We start from the raw sequence: 20,112 nt of genomic DNA, 5'->3' as shown, positions 1-20,112 counted from the left end.
TTTGCAAATTAAATCGTGGTAAAATTATGAAAAGCATCGTGCTTAGTGAAACTAAGGTTAATATCAGTTACCTCTGCAGCACTGTTTGATGGTTGTCTAACTTGATCTACGAATTGATCTAATTGTTTGTGCTCACCTTGAGCCAAAATCCGTACTGATCCATCCGCTAGGTTCTCGACGGAACCATTAATATTGAGTTGTTCAGCAACTTGTTTGGTTGCCCATCTGAACCCGACCCCCTGGACGGTTCCATAAACGATTAATTCTAAAGTTGGTTTCATTTCATTACCTCTTACTTAAAAAATAGTTAACAATAAAATTATATCACAATAAATATGTTAGAATATTAATTGCGGATTATACAGGAGAAAATAATGGAAAAAATTACATCAAATCAAAATCGCCAGGTCAAAGCCTGGACGAAATTAAAAACCAAACACGGGCGTCAAGGGGCTGGCCAATACCTATTAGAAGGATGGCACTTAGTTTCTGAAGCCATTAATTATGATCAACCAATCGTTACGATAATCGTGACCCAAGCGCGGCTAGATGCTGACGGGGATTTCTTTGTTGATAAATATGATTATGTCGTAGTGACTAATGAAGTTGCGAACCACATTAGTGATACTAAAACCCCCCAGGGCATTTTTGCCGTGGTTGAAATTCAGCCGAGTTCCCAAGTAGCAGCTAATTATGCTCAAGGCGGATGGCTACTATTGGATCAAGTTCAAGATCCAGGTAATATCGGAACGATGGTTCGGACTGCCGATGCAATGGGGCTAACTGGAGTCGTTTTTGGTTCTGGAACGGCTAGTCAGTATTCTCCAAAGGTATCACGAGCAATGCAGGGCAGCCAGTTCCACGTTCAAATTGCTGAAGCAGACCTCGCTGAATGGATTAACGAATATCATGAACAGGGTTATCCAGTTTATGGGACTGAGTTAAATCCGAACGCCGTTGCGCTAAGTACAATTACTCCACAATCCAACTTTGCATTGGTAATGGGCAACGAGGGGAATGGAATGCAATCGGCGTTGCTTGCGACCACTGATGCTAATTTATTTATCCCAATGAAGGGAAATGCCGAATCCTTGAACGTGGCGATTGCTGCTGGAATCGTAATGTTTCACTTACAAAAGTAGGGAGGAATCATTTTGGATGCTTCTAATTGGCGCAATGATAAGGAGTACGTCTCAATCGTTTCAGATTTATTGGCGCAACCGTTAGTAAAGCGGATGGCCACGATCGTCCAACACCATCACTCTACTAGGCTTAATCATTCGATTTACGTTTCATACGTTAGCTATCGAATTGCTAAAAAATTCCATTTGAACTATCGGGCCACCGCGCGTGGGGGATTGTTACACGATTTTTTCTTTTATGACTGGCGGGTCACCAAGTTCAATTTAGGTTCGCACGCCTTTATTCATCCCCGCGTAGCATTAAAGAACGCTGAAAAAATAACTGATCTTTCACCAATGGAACGCGATATTATATTAAAACATATGTGGGGCTTTACATTGGCACGACCAAAATACAAAGAGAGCGTTATTGTATCATTAGTCGATGATTATGCAGCAATTCATGAATTTTTAGGACCGTTTAACCGAAAAGTAAGGAAAATATTTGAAAAAATTTGAAATATCGATAAAATGGATAATACATGATTATTTATTACAGGAGGGATTTTTTATGGACGAATTAAAAGCTGATCAATGTGCTCCAGATTTTCACCTTTGCCCAAAGTTTCAAAAGACATTTGCGATTTTAGGCAAAAAATGGAATGGATTGATCATCGAAACATTACTAAATGAAGGCCCCCTCAGATTTAAGAACATTGCTAAGACGATTAGTAAGTGTAGTGATCGAGTTTTAGTTGAACGCCTTAAAGAACTAGAGGCCGAAGGAATCGTTTCCAGAAATACATTTAAGGATTCTTCATTGATCCAATATCAATTGACCGCAAAGGGACTAGAGCTAGAGCCCATTATGAGCTCAGTTCATAATTGGGCGAATAAGTGGTTCGCCTAAAAATAGGCTTGATTAATTGCTATGAATAGTTTAATATCAAACTAGATATGTTTCGATGAAAAATTAGTAGGTTGACCGTTTCACAGAGAAGCTATAGATGCTGAAAGTAGCTATAGGTCGATTGAATTCATTTTCTGAACAGATATTGGGAGTTTGTTAATGAACAAAAAATATCCGGTGATCACCGTTATTGATTTTGAGAGTAGATGGCTTTGATCTAGCATCTAAAGTAGGGTGGTACCGCGCAGCTTCGTCCCTTTTTGTAGGGATGAGGCTTTTTTTGTGCAATTAAGGAGGATAAAGATGAGTTTAAAGGATGAATTAAGTCAAATTCATGATCGTGGAATTAAAGCCATCAATGATGCGACTGATATTAAAGCGATTCATGAAAATATAAAGGTAAAGCTATTGGGGAAAAAGGGTCCCATTACTAAGGCGTTACGGGGGATCAAAGACCTTGCAGTTGAAGAACGGCCCAAGGTCGGTAGCTATGCTAATAAGATTAGAGATGACCTACAAACTGCATTGGATGCTAAGGTCGCTGAATTAGAAGCCAAGCGATTGAATGCTCAATTGGCTAATGAAAAAATTGACGTGACGTTGCCTGGTACACCAGTAGCCAAGGGTCATCCCCATGTCATTCAGTCGATCATTGATGAAATTACGGACTTGTTCTTAGGGATGGGTTATTCAGTGCTTAGCGGTCCCGAAGTGGAAGAAGATAAGTATAACTTCGAAATGATGAACCTACCAAAGGACCATCCAGCACGTGATATGCAAGATACTTTTTACATTACAGATGAAATCTTGATGCGGACCCAAACATCACCAATGCAGGCGCGGACGCTTGAAAAGCATGACTTCGCCAAGGGTCCACTAAAGATGATCTCACCAGGGGTTGTTTATCGACGTGATACTGATGATCCCACTCACTCACATCAATTCCATCAAGTTGAAGGAATGGTGGTTTCTGAAAACGTTACGATGAGTGATCTAAAGGGGACCTTGGAACTATTGACCCATGAGTTATTTGGCGATAAATTTAACGTGCGGCTACGGCCAAGTTACTTCCCATTTACCGAACCATCAGTTGAGGCTGATATTACCTGTTTTAATTGTATGGGTAAGGGTTGTAGCGTATGTAAGGGCAGCGGCTGGATTGAAGTTTTGGGGGCTGGAATGGTGCACCCAAACGTCTTGAAAAATGCAGGCGTCGATCCTGAAAAATACACTGGCTTTGCATTCGGTTTAGGACCTGATCGGCTTGCAATGTTGAAATACGGGGTCTCAGATATTCGGGACTTCTATTTAGATGATGTCCGCTTCCTATCTCAATTTAACTAAGGAGTGTTAAAACATGCTTGTTTCTTATAAATGGCTAAAAGAATACCTGGACTTGAACGTCCCTGTCGATAAATTAGCCGAAAAGATCGAAAGAACGGCCGTTGAAGTTGATGGCGTAGTGCGTCCAGCTGATGGGCTTAAAAAATTAGTAGTTGGGAAGGTCGTTTCAATGGAAGACCATCCCGATTCAGATCACCTGCATATTTGCCAAGTTGACGTCGGTGAAGATGAACCGATTCAAATCGTGTGTGGAGCACCGAACGTTCAAGTTGATAAAAAGGTGATCGTCGCTGAAGTAGGCGCTAGGGTTGGCGATAACTTAAAAATCAAACGTAGTAAAATGCGGGGCGTAGTTTCCAACGGGATGCTTTGTGCGTTAGATGAAATTGGTTTTGCTAAGGATGTGGTCCCAAAGGAATGGTCAGAAGGAATTTACTTCCTGCCATCAGATGCTAAGGTGGGCGATGATGTTTATCCATACATCGGGATGGACGATGAATTGATCGACCTAGACGTTACCCCTAACCGTGGAGATATGTTGAGCATTTACGGCACGGCCCATGAACTAGCAGCGATCTATGATTTACCACTGAAATTAGACCATCCTGATTTAAAGGAAACTGGTAGCAATAAAACTAGCGATCTGATTAGTGCTACTGCTGATGATTCCATCGCACCGAACTTTAATGTACGGGTATTATCGAACGTCAAGGTTCAAAGTAGTCCCCTCTGGTTGCAGATTCGGCTTTGGAATGCTGGAATTAAACCAATTAATAACGTTGTTGATGCTACTAATTACATCATGCTCAAGTATGGACAACCGATGCATGCTTATGATTACGATCAACTCGTGGATCATCAGTTGGTCGTTCGGCACGCCAAGGACGGGGAACAATTAAAGACCCTAAATGAAAATGATAATGAATTGGTGGCAGATGACATCGTGGTGGCAGATGCTAAGCAACCAGTGGCGTTAGCTGGAGTAATGGGTGGTTTTGATAGCCAAGTGACTGCTGATACCAAGACCGTTGTGTTAGAAAGTGCTACTTTTGATCCAGTTAAGGTCAGAAAGACTGCACAACGTCATTTGATTCATACCGATGCTTCCCAACGCTTTGAAAGAGGTGTTGATCATGGTAGTGTTCAAGAAGCTTTGAATGCCGCTGCTGAGTTGATTAGTACTGATGGGAACGCGGTCGTTGAAAATGGAATGGTAACGGCCAGCGATGACCATGCCCAACCACGCGTGGTTAAAACCACTGCTGCGCGGATCAATCAGGTATTAGGAACTGAACTAAGCATTGCTCAAATCACTGCAATCTTTGAACGGTTAGGCTTTTCAGTTGTGGAAAATAGTGGTGAATATACCGTGACCGTCCCAGTGAGACGTTGGGACATCAGTATCCCAGCTGACCTGTTCGAAGAAGTCGCAAGAATTTATGGCTACGATAACATCCCTAGTACATTGCCACTTAGTCGGACGACGGTTGGGCGCCTAACGCCTAAACAAGCGCTAATTAGAAAAACGCGCAACGTTTTAGAGGGCGCTGGATTGACCCATGCGATTTCATATGCGTTAACTTCCGCTGATAAGGCAGATTCATTTATGATGCGGCCAAGTTTTGCTACGAACCTAAGTTTCCCAATGAGTAGCGATCATACGACCCTTCGGATGAACCTCTTAAGTGGGTTATTGGATGATATTGCATATAATCAAGCCCGCAGCGTCAACGATGTAGCTTTATATGAACAAGGACGCGTTTTTTATAAGGATGAAGAATCACAATCACGGCCAATTGAAGTGGAACACGTTGCCGGGGTAATTACGGGTTCTTTGACCCCTAGTGCTTGGGATCACAAGTCGACTGAGACCGACTTCTATCAAATTAAGGGAATTGTCGATTTATTGTTAGCTGAATTGAACGTTGCTGGGGATGTTGAGTATAAGGCTACCGATCAATATTCAGATATGCACCCAGGGCGGACAGCTAACGTTTATGTCCACGGACACTTTGTAGGGTTTGTGGGCCAGATTCATCCGAGTGTCGCTAAGCAATACAAGATCAAGGCGACCTATGGATTTGAATTTGATCTACAACAGCTAATTGATATGCCTAAACAAGACCAACAATCAACAGCCATTTCTAAATATCCTTCAGTTAGTCGTGATATCGCAATGCTAGTTGATCAATCGGTTACGAACCAACAGATCGTATCCGTCATCAAGAAACGGGGGGGCGCATTTTTAACTGACGTCCACCTCTTTGATATTTTCGAAGGCAAGGGGATTCCAGCTGGTAAAAAATCAGTTGCATATTCACTTACCTATCAAAATAAGCATGATACAATGGTTGATGATGATGTTAATAAAGCATTTGAAAAGGTTACAAAGGCACTGCAAAATGAATTTGATGTCACAATTCGTTAATTTGAACCCGCTCAAATGTTCAAAACGATTGGGGGCGGATTAATTGAGCGAACATCATTCTGATTCTGATCAAGATCCGCAGGAAGTTGCTAAATTTGGTAAAAAGATCATTCTTTGGATCGTTTCGATTTTAATCATTTTATTCATATTCATTGTATTTTTGGGGCATAATTACATTAAAACATCTTTAAAGCCTTTGAATCCAAACAATCACCAAACAACTGAGGTCAATATTCCAATGGGGGCCTCGGATAAAAAAATTGGTTCGATTTTGCAAGATCAAGGGATCGTGAAAAGCGGGATCGTATTTAATTATTATGTAAAAGCCCATAATATTAATAATTTTCGTTCCGGGTACTATGAATTTTCACCCTCAATGAGCTTGCACCAAATTGCGAGTCTTTTAAAAAAGGGTGGCTCTGCTGAATCCATTCGGGCGTTACGTGGTAAGGTAGTGATCAAAGAGGGTGACAATATATCGACGATTGCCGATACGGTGGCCCAACGAACTAATTACAGTCGTAACGAATTCCTTAGTTTAGTCAATGATAAAAGCTTTGTTAAGGAACTTGCTAAACGTTATCCAAAACTGCTATCTTCACAGACTAAGAGTAAGGATTTACGCTATCAATTAGAAGGGTATTTATACCCTGCTACTTATAGTGCGAATGGCACCAGTAATTTGAAGCAATTAGTTACCCAGATGGTTGCTAAGTCCGATGCGGAATTAAAACCATACTATAATCAAATCAAGAAAAAGAATTTAACCGTTCAACAGCTATTGACGATTGCCTCACTAGTACAGGGGGAAAATGTTAATACTAAAAACGGTGCAATTATTGCTGGAGTTTTATATAATAAAATCAATGCTGGATTACCTTTGAATTCTTCAATTGCGGTAGCATATGCTTCGAATAATTATTTGCATAAATTGACCAAAAGCGATTATCTGGTAAAATCAGAATATAACCTTTCGATTTACACTGGGTTCGGACCAGGTCCGGTCAATAACCCCAGTTTAAACTTTATCCTTGCGGCATTAAATCCCAAGGAACAATCAAAGGGTTATTTGTATTATTTAAATGATCAGAGCAATAAGCGCGTCTTTTATTCTCAAAATCAGATCAGTTCACTAAAAAGCATTAGTAAAGACACGACGAAGCAAGATGACTAGGGGAGATTTATAATTATGACAGAAAAAAGAAAACGGCCGGTTGTAATTGGTGTTACTGGTGGTTCCGGAAGTGGTAAGACAACTGTTAGTCGGGCCATTTTTAACCACTTACTAGGCAATTCGCTAATGATTTTACAACAAGATGCTTATTATAAGGATCAATCACATAAAACGATGGCACAGCGTGAATTAACCAATTATGACCATCCATTAGCTTTTGATACTGATTTATTGATTGAACAAATCAATCAACTACTGGATTATAAATCCATTGAAAAGCCAGTCTATGATTACACCCATTTAACAAGAAGTACCGAAACTGTGCATCAAGACCCAATGGATGTTATCATCTTAGAGGGAATTTTAGTTTTGGATGATAAAAGACTTCGTGACCTAATGGACATCAAGGTGTTCGTTGATACTGATGATGATATTCGACTGATCAGAAGAATTAGACGTGATACCCAAGAACGGGGACGGACGGTGGATGAAGTAATCCAGCAATATTTGGATACGGTTCGTCCAATGTATCATGAATTTATCGAACCAACTAAACGGAATGCAGATATCATTATTCCTGAAGGTGGAAAGAACGAAGTGGCAATTGATTTATTAACCACTAAAATTAAGTCCATTTTAATTCAACACGGTGATCATCGTGTTGAAAATAACATTGACACATCAATTTAATTAAACTTGAAAGGATGATTTAAATGCCAGCTGATGAAAAATTTCCAATGACTGCTGAGGGGAAAGCGAACCTCGAAAAGGAATTAGACGATCTTCGCTTGAATCAACGGCCCCAAATTATTGAAAGAATTAAGATTGCACGGAGTTATGGTGATTTATCAGAAAACTCCGAATACGAATCCGCTAAGAATGAACAAAGTATGCTAGAGGGGCGTATTTCGACCATTGAACACATGCTTCAATATTCAGAAGTGGTTGATAATGCAGATACTGATTCTGACATCGTGAACGTTGGGAAAAAGGTTACCTTTGTTGAACAACCAGATGGTGATGCAGAAACTTACCAAATCGTGGGAGCTGCTGAATCAGATCCACTGGAAGGAAAGATTTCTAACGATTCGCCAATTGCAAAGGCCCTATTAGGCAATCGGGTCAATGATGTTGTGACCATTAAAATTCCTGCCGGTGATATGACCGTTAAGATCACTAAGGTTGAGTAATGCTTAGATAAGCGTAAAAAAAACGAGTTCAGTTTGCTGAACTCGTTTTTTTTATGCTTTTGGTTTGCGTTTGATGATTATTAATCCACCGATGATAATCAGAGAGACGGCTGATATGATCAATCCTGGAGTGAGTAATGGTGGCCAATATGATAGTTCGAAATCATACTTCCCTGGTTTGAGCTGGGCCCCAATGAACATATTCGACCACTTCTTAATTGGATGTGGTTTGCCGTTCACTAGCAATCGCCAGCCCTTCGAATAAGGAATCGTTGTTGTTAGGGCTTGTTGATTCTTTGTGATCTCGATCTGCCCCTTGAACATGCGGCTGTTAAATGCGGTGATCTTGGCGGCGTGTTGTTTTAATTGATTTACTTGTTTTTCGAAGGCTTGGTTGTTGAATTGGTAGAGCGTAAAGTTTTGCAATAATAAATTCGTTTTCAATAATTCAATATTGATCGTGATCGGTTTACCCTTGTCATTTGAGGCTACGTTTGCAATCACGGTATTACGAAAAGTAGGGTATTGATTTAAAACCAATCCATTGCGATAGACCTTCACGTTTTGGCTATCTTGAGAACTACCGAAGTTGATTGAACTGCCGAACGTTAGGTAGTACGAGTCATTAGTCTTTGGTGTAAACGTCAGCATCATGCTGGCTGGTTTTAATAGATCTTGTTTTTGAATAAACGTCCCTGTCAAATTGGATTGGTGTGGAACGTTTCTAAAGATTGAACTATCAAAATTGATGGCTGTAAATAGGCGATCATTGGTATCGTTACCCATCATATTATTTATGATATTTGATTGATAACGGGTCGGATCAGTCGCTAGATTACTTTGGAAGACCTGTTTGTTACTTGCAAAAGCGATCGGGAGGGCTTCTTGGTTTTCATACGTTTGCACGTGATCCCTAGTTCGCAAAAGGTGGTAACGATTCAAGTCTGGTCGAGTCGTAAGTGGCTGTAAATATTGATCAGAGCTGGGATTATCGGCATTGAGCCAATATTTCATTGAGAGCAGTGAATCTGATAGCACGGTTCCGTTCGAATATTCGGTAAAGCCATCCCCATCTGGTTGACCAATGTTTTCCATGAACTGGGGCGTGGCCCGTTCGAAAGTAGAGGAGAAATGGTCACCACCATTATAGCTGACCTCGAATGGATCATCCTTAGTTCGGTAAAATGTTTTGCCGATACGGTAAAATGAATCGTCATTATCCTTGATTTGATCGACCGGCCGTTTTAAGTTGCTGGTGTAATCAACGTAATTGGAATTGGTAACGTATGAAATATTGTTCAATGAACTAAAGACGTTATAACCCATTTCTCCGCAGATCAGGATAATGATAGCGACTGGAAAGTAATTATTGTTGCGCACCCAAAATATCAATAGGGTGGCTGCAATCATCAGGATAATCCCGATGGAAACGTTTTCTACCGTTAAGAAATTATTGAAGGTCTTAAAATTGAACGTAATGTAAAGGATCCCACTAGCAATGATTGCAATTACCACTACTTTGGCCCATTCGCGAAGGAAGTCGATTTGATTAAGCGCTTGACAAGCGATCCAGACCAACCAAAAACAAAAGATAAATGAAAAGCGGTATGGATACCAGATTGGGAATTGCATTGCATGCCAGAACAAATCGAGTGGCTGGAACATCATCGAGATAACTAAAAACCCAGTGATCATTCCAGCAGCGATTCTTTGGCGAAGTTTGAATCGATTGATAAAGAAAAATGAAACGAATCCGATAATGGCAACGCTACCGACAAAGACGTTCGGCGTTCCGTTCGGCATCTGGTTAAAGTTAAATGCGCCGTTAAAGAACTTAGCTAGCATCTTGAGTGGAGCGTATTCAAACTGCCATTTGAATTTGGTGACCGTGTAACTCGCCTTACTGATTAACAGGGCCGCAAAAGTCGGCATTAATAAACAGGCGGCCAGTCCTCCCGCAAGTAAGGAACTGATTGCATACCGAATTGTATTGCCAATAAATTGGCGTTTTGAATGCCATTTGGTTATTGAATAGTATGCAAAATACAAAATTGAAAAAATACAGATCATGTAGGCCATATAGTAGTTAATGATGAGCATTGCTGCTAAACTAAATAGGTATGTTTTCCACTTTTGTTCATCGATGAGTAGTTCAATTCCTAAGACGATCAATGGTAACATATACATTGCGTCTAACCAGATTAAGTTAAGTTGGTTAGCGATGATCCAGCCGTTCAGTGCGTATACGGTTGCCCAACCTGGGATTAAAATCTTTGAAGTAGCGGTTTTTTTGAAAACGAGATAACCAAAGCTCAGTCCTGACAATCCGTATTTGATTAAGGTGACCAATAAAATGCCGCTTGCGAGGTTTTTTAACGGGAACAATAATAATATTAAGTTAATGGGACTAGTTAAGTAATAAGCCCATAAACCGACCATTTCACCCCCGAGAGCTTTAGAGAATGAATAAAAGATGCTGGTCGGGTCTGAGATGATGGCGTGCTTAAAATAGGCATAAAAATCGACGTATTGTTGGCCCATATCGACAGTTAAAATACTTTGGTCACCAAATGGCGCCATGTTGCGATAAGCGAAGTAACATGCCATAATAACAAATGGAATTAAAAAACTGAGAAATAAGAACCAATAAGTTTTACAAAAGCGTTTCATTAAATTTCGCACCTCAAATATAAAATAAGTTAAAAAAGCAATAATTTTATTGTACAATCAATCAGAAGTAAATAAAATATCATTATAGGAATAATTATGAAATGCGTAAGGGGATTTAATTGTTTTGAATAATTTTTTTAAGGGCCTTTTTAGTCACCATAAAAAAGATGGTGAATCCAAGATTTCATTCCGATTGAATTTTATATTCGTAATCGTTGGAATCTTGTTTGCTGCGTTAATTGGTAAATTAGCGTATTTGCAAGTGATCGATGGGAATCAATACAAGGCTGAAGTTAATCGTTCAGATACGACGATCAAAACTGATAATGTCCAACGGGGGATGATTTATGATTCGACGGGACAGTTATTAGTTGGTAATAATACACACCGCGCGATTACATACACTAAGGGGATCAATGTTTTACCATCTAAAATGTATGAAATTGCAAATGCATTAAGTCAATACATTACCGTACCGACCGATACCTTAACCAAACGGCAAATGGCGAATTACTATATTGCCAATCCTACTAACGCTGAAAACGTTAAAAATAAGCTCAATGGTAATTACACGACTGATAATTTGACTGAAAAAGAAGTCGACTACGTTTTAAAAAACGTTGATTTAAATAGTAAAATGGAGAATCCAGCAACGATTTATACCAAGATGAACGGGGCTTATCAACTTTCAACGACTTACATTAAGACCAATAACGTAAGTAACAAGGAAGTGGCTGAAGTCGGTGAGCACATCTCCGAAATGCCTGGGATTCAAATTGGGACGAGTTGGTCACGTGAATATCCACAGGGCAGTGCCATTCAAAGTATCATCGGAACGGTGTCATCTGAAAAGGTCGGTTTGCCTAGTGATCGGATCAATGAATTGCTTTCTGAAGGATACTCTAGAAATGATAGCGTTGGACAAAGTTATTTGGAACAGTTGTATGAACCAACGTTAATGGGAACGAAGGCCCAGACCCAAGTGGAAGTAACAAGGGGCACTAGTGTGACCAAAGAAATTAAAAAGTATGGTGGACAAAAGGGTGATAACCTGCAGTTGACCATCAATAATAAGTTCCAAAACAAATTGCAAAGTTTAGTGCGCGATGCTGAAAGTGGTAGTGTTGGTGATTCAACTGGTGCTTATGCCGTGGTAATGAATCCCCATACAGGTGCGATCATCGGGATGGCCGGTGTCAATCGCGATCCAAAGACTGGTAAGGTCACTTCCAATGAACTAGGGGCGATTAATAACTCCATCGTTATGGGGTCCGTGGTAAAGGGAGCAACCGTGTCAGGAGCGTTGATGGATGGTGTGATTACACCGACGAACGATATTTTGACTGAAAAACCAATTATCACTGGTGGAACTAAGAAGACTTCTTGGTTTAATAAAAATGGTGAAGCGAACATGAATATCGATGCTTCGACCGCTTTGGAAGTTTCATCTAACTCCTATATGATGCAATTAGCCATGAAGGAAGGCCACTTTAAGTATGTCGAAGGTGGTCCGTTGACCATGAACCCAGACGTCTTTAATACGATGCGTGGTTACTTTAATCAATTTGGTCTCGGTGTGAAAACGGGAATTGATATTCCTGGAGAATCAGCCGGAATTCAAGGGCTAGGTGGCGCTGCTAATATCGGGCATGCCTTAGACCTTTCATTTGGGAACTATGATGCATACACTACTTTACAGATTGCACAATATATTTCGACGATTGCAAATGGTGGCTATCGCCTACAACCTCATATCGTCCAATCGATTCGAGGAACGACTGCGAGTGGTAAGCTAGGACGGGTGAAGTATTCATTCGAACCAAAGGTCTTGAACGAAATCAACATGACGCAGGCCCAAAAGAAGGTCGTTACCGATGGATTCTATGATGTTGTCCATGGGACTAATGAGTACAAGACTGGAATTAACTTAAATACGATCAAGCCATCCGTATCAGCTAAGACGGGGACTGCGCAAACTTACTATGGTGGTAAACACGGTAACGAAACGGTTACACTGAGTTTAGGTTCGTATGCCCCTTCATCAGATCCACAAGTGGTGGTGGCCCTAGCAATTCCGAACTTGCCAACCGATGCAGAAGACAATAACACTAATTTGGCGAAGGAAATTTACGCTGCTTACTGGAAATATGTCCAATCAACTTCGACATTGAGCAATGCAAATTAACTGTTAAGTAATTTTCCTTAACAATCTTTTTGAAATTACTAGCAAAATGACTGAAAAAATGATAGAATGATTTAGTCAATAGTTGTTAAACTCAATTAAAAAACTAATTAATGTTTGGGGGGATAATAATGCGCGTACACATTACCTTAGAATGTACTGAATGTCACGAACGTAACTACTTATCTAGCAAGAACCGTCGGAACAACCCCGATCGTCTAGAACTAAAGAAGTATTGTCCACGTGACCGTAAAGTTACTTTACACCGTGAAACAAAATAAGGCTTGGGGGTTAACCCAAACCTTTTTTATTATCTAGGATAATTAAAATGAATAAAAAAGCACTTAGAAATCAAATTATAGCGGCTTTAAAAAACACACAGCATGTAGATCAAAATTTATATCAACAGCTATTTACGCATCCAGATTGGCAATCTGCTAAGACAGTCGCAATTACGCTTAGTTCTGCGATTGAGCTTGATACCGCTCCAATCATTGCACAAGCTTTAAAGGCTGGTAAACGCGTCGTAGTACCGCGCACGCTACCCGACTTTCAAATGGAATTTGTTACTTATGATGCCACGACAAAACTGTTTAAAACGAAGTTCGGGATTATGGAACCAACGAATGGACTGGTGATCGAAAAGCATTTGATTGACCTGATCATTGTACCAGGGCTCTCGTTTGCCACCCAGACCCATGACCGACTTGGCTTTGGGGGCGGATTTTACGATCGTTACTTGGCTGATTATTTAGGCAATACGATTAGCTTAGCTTTACCTGCTCAATTGTGTGCGGTTCCCAATTGGGACGTAAACAAGTATGATATAAGGGTAAAAACAATTATTAGCTAATGGGGTGCATTTTTGAAAAATAGGGGAGCACAAATCAATTCGAAACCGTTCGTTACCTATACACTATTAGGGATAATGGGATTGGTGTTCATAGTGATGAGTCTGGATGGTGGAACTGCCGATGTTGCTAATCTAGTTCGCTTCGGGGCTAAATATAATCCGTTGATTATTGATGGTCAGCTCTGGCGATTAGTAACCCCGATCTTTATTCACCTGAGCATTACCCATATTTTATTTAACGGAATTACGTTATACTATATGGGAACTCAACTAGAAACGTTATTTGGCCACACTCGGTTCGCTTTGATTTTCTTTATCTCAGGAATTGTTGGTAATTTAGCTAGTTTTGCATTTAATGATGGGCTGTCCGCAGGGGCTAGTACTGCGATCTTTGGATTGTTCGGCTCCTTTTTGATGATTGGAGAAGTCTTTTGGGAAAATCCATATATTAAGCAAATGACGAGATCATTTATTTTCTTTATTTTGTTGAACTTAGGATTTAATCTTTTTTCATCCAGCATCGATATCGCAGGGCACATTGGTGGTTTAGTAGGTGGGTTCCTATCCGCCTATTTTGTTGGGCTACCAAGAAAGCGCTTTATTTCATTACCTAAGCAGATTTTAGCTACAATCACACTAGTTATCATCGCAGTAGCCTTATTCTATGTCGGATATGTTGGAAAGTACTAAATTATTAGTGCATTTTACTTTAGGATGTGGGACAATGAAAACGTTGTATGATGTTCAACAATTACTAAAACAATTTGGAATTTATGTTTATGTTGGAAAACGACTGTGGGATATCGAAGTAATGGCCCTCGAATTGGATCATTTACACGAGGCTCACGTTATTTCTGACAAATCTTTTATCAACGCAAAATTAGTTCTGAATCATGAACATAGGATTGAAGAACGAAAAGAAGCGCGGAAACACGATTTAGGAGGAATTTAGTAATGGCAGCAAATAAATTAATTGGAATTGACTTAGGTGGGACTACTACCAAGATGGCTTTTTTAACTACTGACGGTCAAATTTTGGACAAGTGGAAAATTGATACTGACGTTAGTGAAAATGGTAGTCACATCGTTCCAAATATTATTAAGTCAATCAATGAAACCATGGATAATGCTAACCACGTTAAAAGTGATTTCATTGGAATTGGAATGGGGACCCCAGGAACTGTAAACCGTGAAAAGGGAACTGTTACAGGGGCATATAACCTCAATTGGACCACTCCACAACCAATTAAGGAACAAATTGAAAAGGGTGTTGGCCTTCCATTCGTTGCTGATAACGATGCCAACGCTGCATCATTAGGTGAATCATGGCGCGGGGCCGGAAGTAAGGAAAGCGATGTTGTCTTCGTTACCTTAGGAACCGGAGTCGGTGGTGGAGTTATCGTTGATGGTGAATTAGTTCACGGAATCAACGGTGCTGCTGGTGAAATTGGTCACATTACCGTAGTTCAAAACGGTTACCTATGTACTTGTGGAAAGCGTGGTTGTCTAGAACAATACGCTTCTGCTACTGGGATCGTTCACGTTGCCAAGGACTTAGCTGCTAACTTTACTGGGACTTCTCGGTTAAAGGAATTAGAAGATGCCCGCGAAGAAATTACTTCTAAGATCATTTTCTACTTAGCAGATAATGGTGACATTTTAGCTAACCAAGTCGTAGATCAAGTTTGTTCATACTTAGGACTTGCATTAGGAAACATCGGAAACATCTTTAACCCAGGAAGTATCGTGATTGGTGGAGGGGTTTCTAACGCTGGAAATACCCTCTTACAACCAACGACTAGATACTTCCAAGAAAATGCATTTAAGCCAGTTCGTGACTCTACTCGCATTCGTTTAGCCCAATTAGGGAACGATGCAGGGGTAATGGGAGCTGCCGAATTAGCTGAAAAGGCATTTGGAAGTAGCAAATAATTTTTTGCATGAGGGGACTGATTAAATTTTGTCAGGCTTAACATTTTTCATTACGCTTATTGTTATTTTAGCCGTTTGGGGGGCATGGTTTCTCATTAATCGTTACCGACTAAAACAAGTCGCAAATGTAATTGATGAAACCCAATTTAACGCGTTAAAACGACGCGCCCAAATTGTTGATCTGCGTGAAAAACGTGATTTTAACGCTGGCCATATCTTGGGAGCACGGAGTATTCCGTATTCTACTATTCGTCAATTTTATGGCGATATTCGGCCTGATTTACCAGTCATTTTATATGATCAAGGGCAAACCATTAGTACACGCGCGGCACTGCTTTTGCATAAAAAGGGGTATCGTCAGATCTACGTCTTAAAAAATGGTTATCGAAATTGGAATGGCAAGACTAAAAAAAGAGATGCTTAGTTTAATATAAGCACCTCTTTTTTTAGTTATTATTGATTTAGCCTTGGTGTGCAGAACGGCTCTTTCTTAATGAACGCTTTCTGTTTTCTTCATACTTAGCTTCTTGATCTTCGATTGGATCAACGACTGCTTTTTTGAATGAAAACATTGCACCTGCAACACAACCGACAGTTGCGAATACGCCAGCTAAAAATCCTTTACTGAAATTGCGCATAATAAAGCCTCCTCTTTAGATTTACTTTCAATTATATTATGCTTTATTTATAGTAATTTATCCAGTATGATGGATAAGAATTTTAATATTTAAGGCAAAGGATGCTGTTAATTATGAAAACAATGATTTTTGCACACCGTGGCGCTAAACATGATGCACCGGAAAACACCTTGGTAGCATTTGAAATGGCGATTCAAATGGGCGTAGATGGAATTGAAACTGATGTTCATTTAACAAAGGATCGGCAGTTAGTTATTATTCATGATGAGGATGTTCAAAGAACCACTAATGGGCATGGTTTAGTTAAGGACTTTACTTTGGCAGAATTAAAACAGCTAAATGCTAATCAAACCCATCCGAAATTAGGCAAGCAGAGGATTCCGACATTGGATGAAATGGTCCAATGCTTGGTGCAAAATCATTTTACGGGGGCCTTGAACCTAGAAATTAAAACTGATCATATTCATTATCAAGGGATTGAGGAATTAGTTGCTAACTACTTTGCGACCCATGATTATGATTTTAGTTTGATTTACTCTAGCTTTAACCTGGCGACTACGGAGCAGATGGCTCGACTAGCTCCGCAGGTCGAAACTGCGGGACTGATGATTTATCATTACCGTTCGATGCGGCATCTATTTAAACAAAAATTAATTCATAATTTTCATCCAGAAGTTAGGATATTGATGGCCCACCCCATTTTTAGTTTCCATCGTTACTTCAGACCGTGGACCGTCAACCAAAAGTTCGAAATCGCATTTTGTTTGCATCGTCACTATCACGGATTGATCACTGATTATCCGCGGCTAGCGTTGCAAATGCGCAAAAAAATTCAAGGGGATATTTAATTGCAAAAGGTATTAGGAATCGTAGGGCCAACTGCGGTTGGTAAAACAGCATTATCCATTCAATTAGCAAAGCAATTCAATGGCGAGATTATTTCAGGAGATTCGATGCAGGTTTATCGTCATTTAGATATTGGAACGGCTAAGGTGACGCCTCAGGAAATGAATGGTGTTACCCATCATTTAATCGATATCAAAGATGTTAACGAACGCTACTCAGCTGCTGATTTTGTTGCAGATGCGACCCATTGGATCGATGACATTAGCGCACGGGGACGGTTACCAATTATTGTTGGCGGGACTGGCTTTTATTTGCAGGCCCTCTTGGATAACCTCGCTTTGGGGGGCGATGATGAAGCCGATCGAAAGCTCAGAACTGAATTAAAAGCTCGGGCGCAGTCGATTGGTAACTACGCAATGTGGCAACGTTTAAAGCAAGTTGATCCCGTTGCTGCAACGCAAATTCCAGTTAACAACGTTCGCAGGGTAATTCGGGCATTAGAGGTTTACCAAAAGACGGGGCACCGATTCTCTGAACAACCCCAATTGGCATCGAATCAATATGACTCGCTTTTGATCGGATTGAATGCAGAACGTGCGTTAGTCTATGAGCGGATTAACCAACGCGTTGATTTGATGTTACAAGACGGATTGCTCGATGAAGCCCAGTGGCTATTGGCACAAGGTGGAACCGATTTACCTGCTGGAAAGGGGATTGGTTATCGAGAACTGTATCCATACTTAAGTGGAGCCATTGAACGAGACGTCGCAGTTGCTAAAATAAAACAGGATTCAAGACACTATGCCAAACGACAACTAACCTGGTTTCGGAATAAAATGAATGTTAAGTGGTTTAACTTATTACAACACCCGACGACATTAAAAATGGTTGAAGAAACCGTTCAAACGTGGTTAAATAAATAAAACGGGTTCTGATGTTATAAAAAGTAACATAAATCCTTGACGGATGGAAAAAAGATGATATGATTATAGATGTTGGAGGGAAACGTTATGAGCGAAAAAGAACTACGCCGTTCATTATCGGTATTGCCGATTGGAACTGTAATGAAATTAACCGACTTGACTGCAAGACAAATTAGATATTATGAGGAACAGGGATTGGTATTACCCAAGCGTAACGAGGGGAACCGTCGCATGTATTCTCTAAATGATATCGATCGAATCTTGGAGATTAAGGACTTCTTAGGAGAAGGGTTTAACATTGCGGATATTCAAGCGGTCTTTGCCAAACGAGAGGCTAAACGCAAGCAGGAACAAGAATCATTATCGAAGTCGATTTCAGATGATGAAGCAAGGCGTTTATTGCATAAGGAGTTTTTAAATCTCGGTGGACTAGCTGATAATGGTAACCCTTTTAACAATCCGATGTAAAAATTGATTTCCAACGTGAGGAGCGATTTATTTATGGCAACTAAGCATGATTACACAAAAGATGACATCAGACGAATGGTTAAGGAAGATAACGTTAACTTTTTAAGATTAATGTTTACCGACCTATTCGGAACTGTTAAGAACGTCGAATTACCAATTAGTCAATTAGATGAATTATTGGATGATAAGATTATGTTCGATGGTTCTTCAATTGAAGGATTCGTTAGAATTGAAGAAAGTGATATGTACCTATTCCCAGACCTTTCTACTTGGATGACATTCCCATGGAGTGAAGAACATGGCAAGATTGCTGGAGTGATTTGTTCAGTTAGAAAGCCAAACGGAGAATACTTTGAAGGGGACCCTAGAAATAACCTTGTTCGGGTCTTATCAGACATGAAAAAGGCTGGTTTTTCATCATTTAACATTGGACCAGAACCAGAATTCTTCTTGTTCAAGATGGATGAAAATGGCAATCCTACTACAAAGCTGAATGATTCAGGTAGTTACTTTGACCGTGCTCCAATGGATCAAGGTGAAGATTGTCGTCGTGAAATTGTGCTTACATTGGAAAAGATGGGCTTTGATGTTGAAGCTGCCCATCACGAAGTTGCTCCAGGTCAACATGAAGTTGATTTCAAATACGCAAATGCGTTAGAAACTGCAGATAATATCCAAAACTTTAAGATCGTGGTTAAGACGATTGCTAAGAAGCATGGTTTATATGCAACCTTTATGCCAAAGCCACTTAGTGGAATTAATGGTTCAGGGATGCATATGAACATGTCATTATTTAACGAAGATGGTAACACCTTCTTTGACAAAAATGGTGAATTAGAATTATCAGAAACTGCTTATTACTTCTTGGGTGGATTATTGAAGCATGCCAAGGCCATTGCTGCAATTGGTGATCCAACCGTTAACTCATACAAGCGTTTAGTACCTGGTTATGAAGCTCCTGTTTACATTGCATGGTCTGCTTCAAACCGTTCACCACTTGTTCGGATCCCTGCTTCTCGTGGAATGGGGACTCGTTTGGAACTACGGAGTGGTGATCCTACTGCTAATCCATACATGTTCATTGCAGTGCTACTAGAAGCTGGTTTAGATGGATTAAAGAACAAGATCAAGCCAATGCCTGAAACTAGCCGTAATATCTACAAGATGGATTCAGAAGAAAGATCTGATAACGATATCGAAAGTCTTCCAGAAACATTAAAGGATGCTTTGAATGAATTAGCTAAGGACGACGTTATTAAGAACGCACTTGGCGAACGTTTGATCAAGGGCTTCACGACTGCTAAGCACCTTGAATATGACGCATACAAGATTCAAGTTTCTGAATGGGAACGTAAGCAATACATGGAACACTATTAAAATAAAAATTAATTTATCGATGAGACTATGGTTTTATTCCATGGTCTCTTTTTTTA

At 40.1% G+C, this 20,112-nt stretch carries 22 protein-coding genes and 1 other annotated feature; of the genes, 19 read left to right on the top strand and 3 right to left on the bottom strand.

The features are described 5' to 3' along the window. Positions 1–8: 8 nt before the first annotated feature. The gene (locus ACSVI6_RS04970; RefSeq protein WP_491716367.1) at positions 9–281 is read right to left on the bottom strand and encodes an acylphosphatase; all 273 of its coding nucleotides are present in this window, start codon (positions 279–281) and stop codon (positions 9–11) included. Between the two features lie 93 nt (positions 282–374). Between ACSVI6_RS04970 and ACSVI6_RS04965 the strand changes: the two genes are divergently transcribed. From ACSVI6_RS04965 to greA, 8 genes are all read left to right on the top strand, one after another. Next, positions 375–1,142, top strand: coding sequence for a TrmH family RNA methyltransferase (locus ACSVI6_RS04965; protein ID WP_491720574.1), 768 nt, complete (start codon positions 375–377; stop codon positions 1,140–1,142). Between the two features lie 12 nt (positions 1,143–1,154). Beyond that, entirely contained in the window at positions 1,155–1,640 is a 486-nt protein-coding gene (locus ACSVI6_RS04960) for an HD domain-containing protein (RefSeq protein ID WP_491720573.1), read from the top strand. Between the two features lie 52 nt (positions 1,641–1,692). Continuing rightward, entirely contained in the window at positions 1,693–2,031 is a 339-nt protein-coding gene (locus ACSVI6_RS04955) for a winged helix-turn-helix transcriptional regulator (RefSeq protein ID WP_491716364.1), read from the top strand. 43 nt (positions 2,032–2,074) lie between these two features. Next, positions 2,075–2,292: a binding site (T-box leader), on the top strand. Between the two features lie 42 nt (positions 2,293–2,334). Further along, positions 2,335–3,375 (top strand): phenylalanine--tRNA ligase subunit alpha, encoded by a 1,041-nt coding sequence (pheS, locus tag ACSVI6_RS04950; RefSeq protein ID WP_491719569.1) that lies wholly within the window; start codon positions 2,335–2,337, stop codon positions 3,373–3,375. A gap of 13 nt (positions 3,376–3,388) precedes the next feature. Then, on the top strand, positions 3,389–5,803 hold the full coding sequence (gene pheT / locus ACSVI6_RS04945; RefSeq protein ID WP_491720572.1) for a phenylalanine--tRNA ligase subunit beta: 2,415 nt from the start codon (positions 3,389–3,391) through the stop codon (positions 5,801–5,803). Positions 5,804–5,846: 43 nt separating this feature from the next. Continuing rightward, positions 5,847–6,977 carry an endolytic transglycosylase MltG gene (gene mltG / locus ACSVI6_RS04940; protein WP_491720571.1) on the top strand — a complete coding sequence of 377 codons (1,131 nt, stop codon included), beginning with the start codon at positions 5,847–5,849 and terminating at the stop codon, positions 6,975–6,977. Positions 6,978–6,992: 15 nt separating this feature from the next. Next, positions 6,993–7,667, top strand: coding sequence for a uridine kinase (gene udk / locus ACSVI6_RS04935; protein WP_491716360.1), 675 nt, complete (start codon positions 6,993–6,995; stop codon positions 7,665–7,667). A 23-nt stretch (positions 7,668–7,690) separates the two neighbouring features. After that, entirely contained in the window at positions 7,691–8,167 is a 477-nt protein-coding gene (gene greA, locus ACSVI6_RS04930; RefSeq protein WP_491716359.1) for a transcription elongation factor GreA, read from the top strand. 51 nt (positions 8,168–8,218) lie between these two features. Here the strand turns inward: greA and ACSVI6_RS04925 are convergent, their stop codons facing one another. Beyond that, positions 8,219–10,837, bottom strand: coding sequence for a YfhO family protein (locus ACSVI6_RS04925; RefSeq protein ID WP_491720570.1), 2,619 nt, complete (start codon positions 10,835–10,837; stop codon positions 8,219–8,221). A 124-nt stretch (positions 10,838–10,961) separates the two neighbouring features. Between ACSVI6_RS04925 and ACSVI6_RS04920 the strand changes: the two genes are divergently transcribed. From ACSVI6_RS04920 to ACSVI6_RS04890, 7 genes are all read left to right on the top strand, one after another. Further along, positions 10,962–13,022 (top strand): peptidoglycan D,D-transpeptidase FtsI family protein, encoded by a 2,061-nt coding sequence (locus ACSVI6_RS04920; RefSeq protein ID WP_491716357.1) that lies wholly within the window; start codon positions 10,962–10,964, stop codon positions 13,020–13,022. Positions 13,023–13,150: 128 nt separating this feature from the next. Next, entirely contained in the window at positions 13,151–13,300 is a 150-nt protein-coding gene (gene rpmG / locus ACSVI6_RS04915; RefSeq protein WP_219054531.1) for a 50S ribosomal protein L33, read from the top strand. 47 nt (positions 13,301–13,347) lie between these two features. Further along, positions 13,348–13,872: a 5-formyltetrahydrofolate cyclo-ligase gene (locus tag ACSVI6_RS04910; protein WP_491716356.1), complete on the top strand. Its 525-nt coding sequence runs from the start codon at positions 13,348–13,350 to the stop codon at positions 13,870–13,872. A gap of 75 nt (positions 13,873–13,947) precedes the next feature. Further along, the gene (locus ACSVI6_RS04905) at positions 13,948–14,562 is read left to right on the top strand and encodes a rhomboid family intramembrane serine protease (protein WP_491717299.1); all 615 of its coding nucleotides are present in this window, start codon (positions 13,948–13,950) and stop codon (positions 14,560–14,562) included. A 34-nt stretch (positions 14,563–14,596) separates the two neighbouring features. Continuing rightward, positions 14,597–14,824 (top strand): YqgQ family protein, encoded by a 228-nt coding sequence (locus ACSVI6_RS04900; protein ID WP_491716355.1) that lies wholly within the window; start codon positions 14,597–14,599, stop codon positions 14,822–14,824. Positions 14,825–14,826: 2 nt separating this feature from the next. Next, positions 14,827–15,804: an ROK family glucokinase gene (locus ACSVI6_RS04895; RefSeq protein WP_491716354.1), complete on the top strand. Its 978-nt coding sequence runs from the start codon at positions 14,827–14,829 to the stop codon at positions 15,802–15,804. Between the two features lie 28 nt (positions 15,805–15,832). Beyond that, positions 15,833–16,228: a rhodanese-like domain-containing protein gene (locus ACSVI6_RS04890; protein WP_491716353.1), complete on the top strand. Its 396-nt coding sequence runs from the start codon at positions 15,833–15,835 to the stop codon at positions 16,226–16,228. Positions 16,229–16,265: 37 nt separating this feature from the next. On the opposite strand, the gene ACSVI6_RS04885 is transcribed toward ACSVI6_RS04890, so the two are convergent. Further along, positions 16,266–16,442, bottom strand: a complete 177-nt coding sequence (locus ACSVI6_RS04885; protein WP_491716352.1) for a DUF3042 family protein — start codon at positions 16,440–16,442, stop codon at positions 16,266–16,268. 113 nt (positions 16,443–16,555) lie between these two features. On the opposite strand from ACSVI6_RS04885, the gene ACSVI6_RS04880 reads away from it, so the two are divergent. The 4 genes from ACSVI6_RS04880 to glnA all read left to right on the top strand — a co-directional run bounded on the left by ACSVI6_RS04880 (position 16,556) and on the right by glnA (position 20,056). Continuing rightward, on the top strand, positions 16,556–17,290 hold the full coding sequence (locus tag ACSVI6_RS04880) for a glycerophosphodiester phosphodiesterase family protein (RefSeq protein WP_491720569.1): 735 nt from the start codon (positions 16,556–16,558) through the stop codon (positions 17,288–17,290). Further along, positions 17,291–18,211 carry a tRNA (adenosine(37)-N6)-dimethylallyltransferase MiaA gene (gene miaA / locus ACSVI6_RS04875; RefSeq protein ID WP_491720568.1) on the top strand — a complete coding sequence of 307 codons (921 nt, stop codon included), beginning with the start codon at positions 17,291–17,293 and terminating at the stop codon, positions 18,209–18,211. It abuts the gene before it with no gap. Between the two features lie 87 nt (positions 18,212–18,298). Then, positions 18,299–18,679, top strand: coding sequence for a MerR family transcriptional regulator (locus tag ACSVI6_RS04870; RefSeq protein WP_491716349.1), 381 nt, complete (start codon positions 18,299–18,301; stop codon positions 18,677–18,679). Positions 18,680–18,712: 33 nt separating this feature from the next. Then, positions 18,713–20,056 carry a type I glutamate--ammonia ligase gene (gene glnA / locus ACSVI6_RS04865; protein WP_491716348.1) on the top strand — a complete coding sequence of 448 codons (1,344 nt, stop codon included), beginning with the start codon at positions 18,713–18,715 and terminating at the stop codon, positions 20,054–20,056. Positions 20,057–20,112: the final 56 nt, after the last annotated feature.

It is taken from the genome of Nicoliella sp. ESL1106, from assembly GCF_058509965.1.
This window is presented reverse-complemented; position numbering and strand designations above follow the sequence as displayed.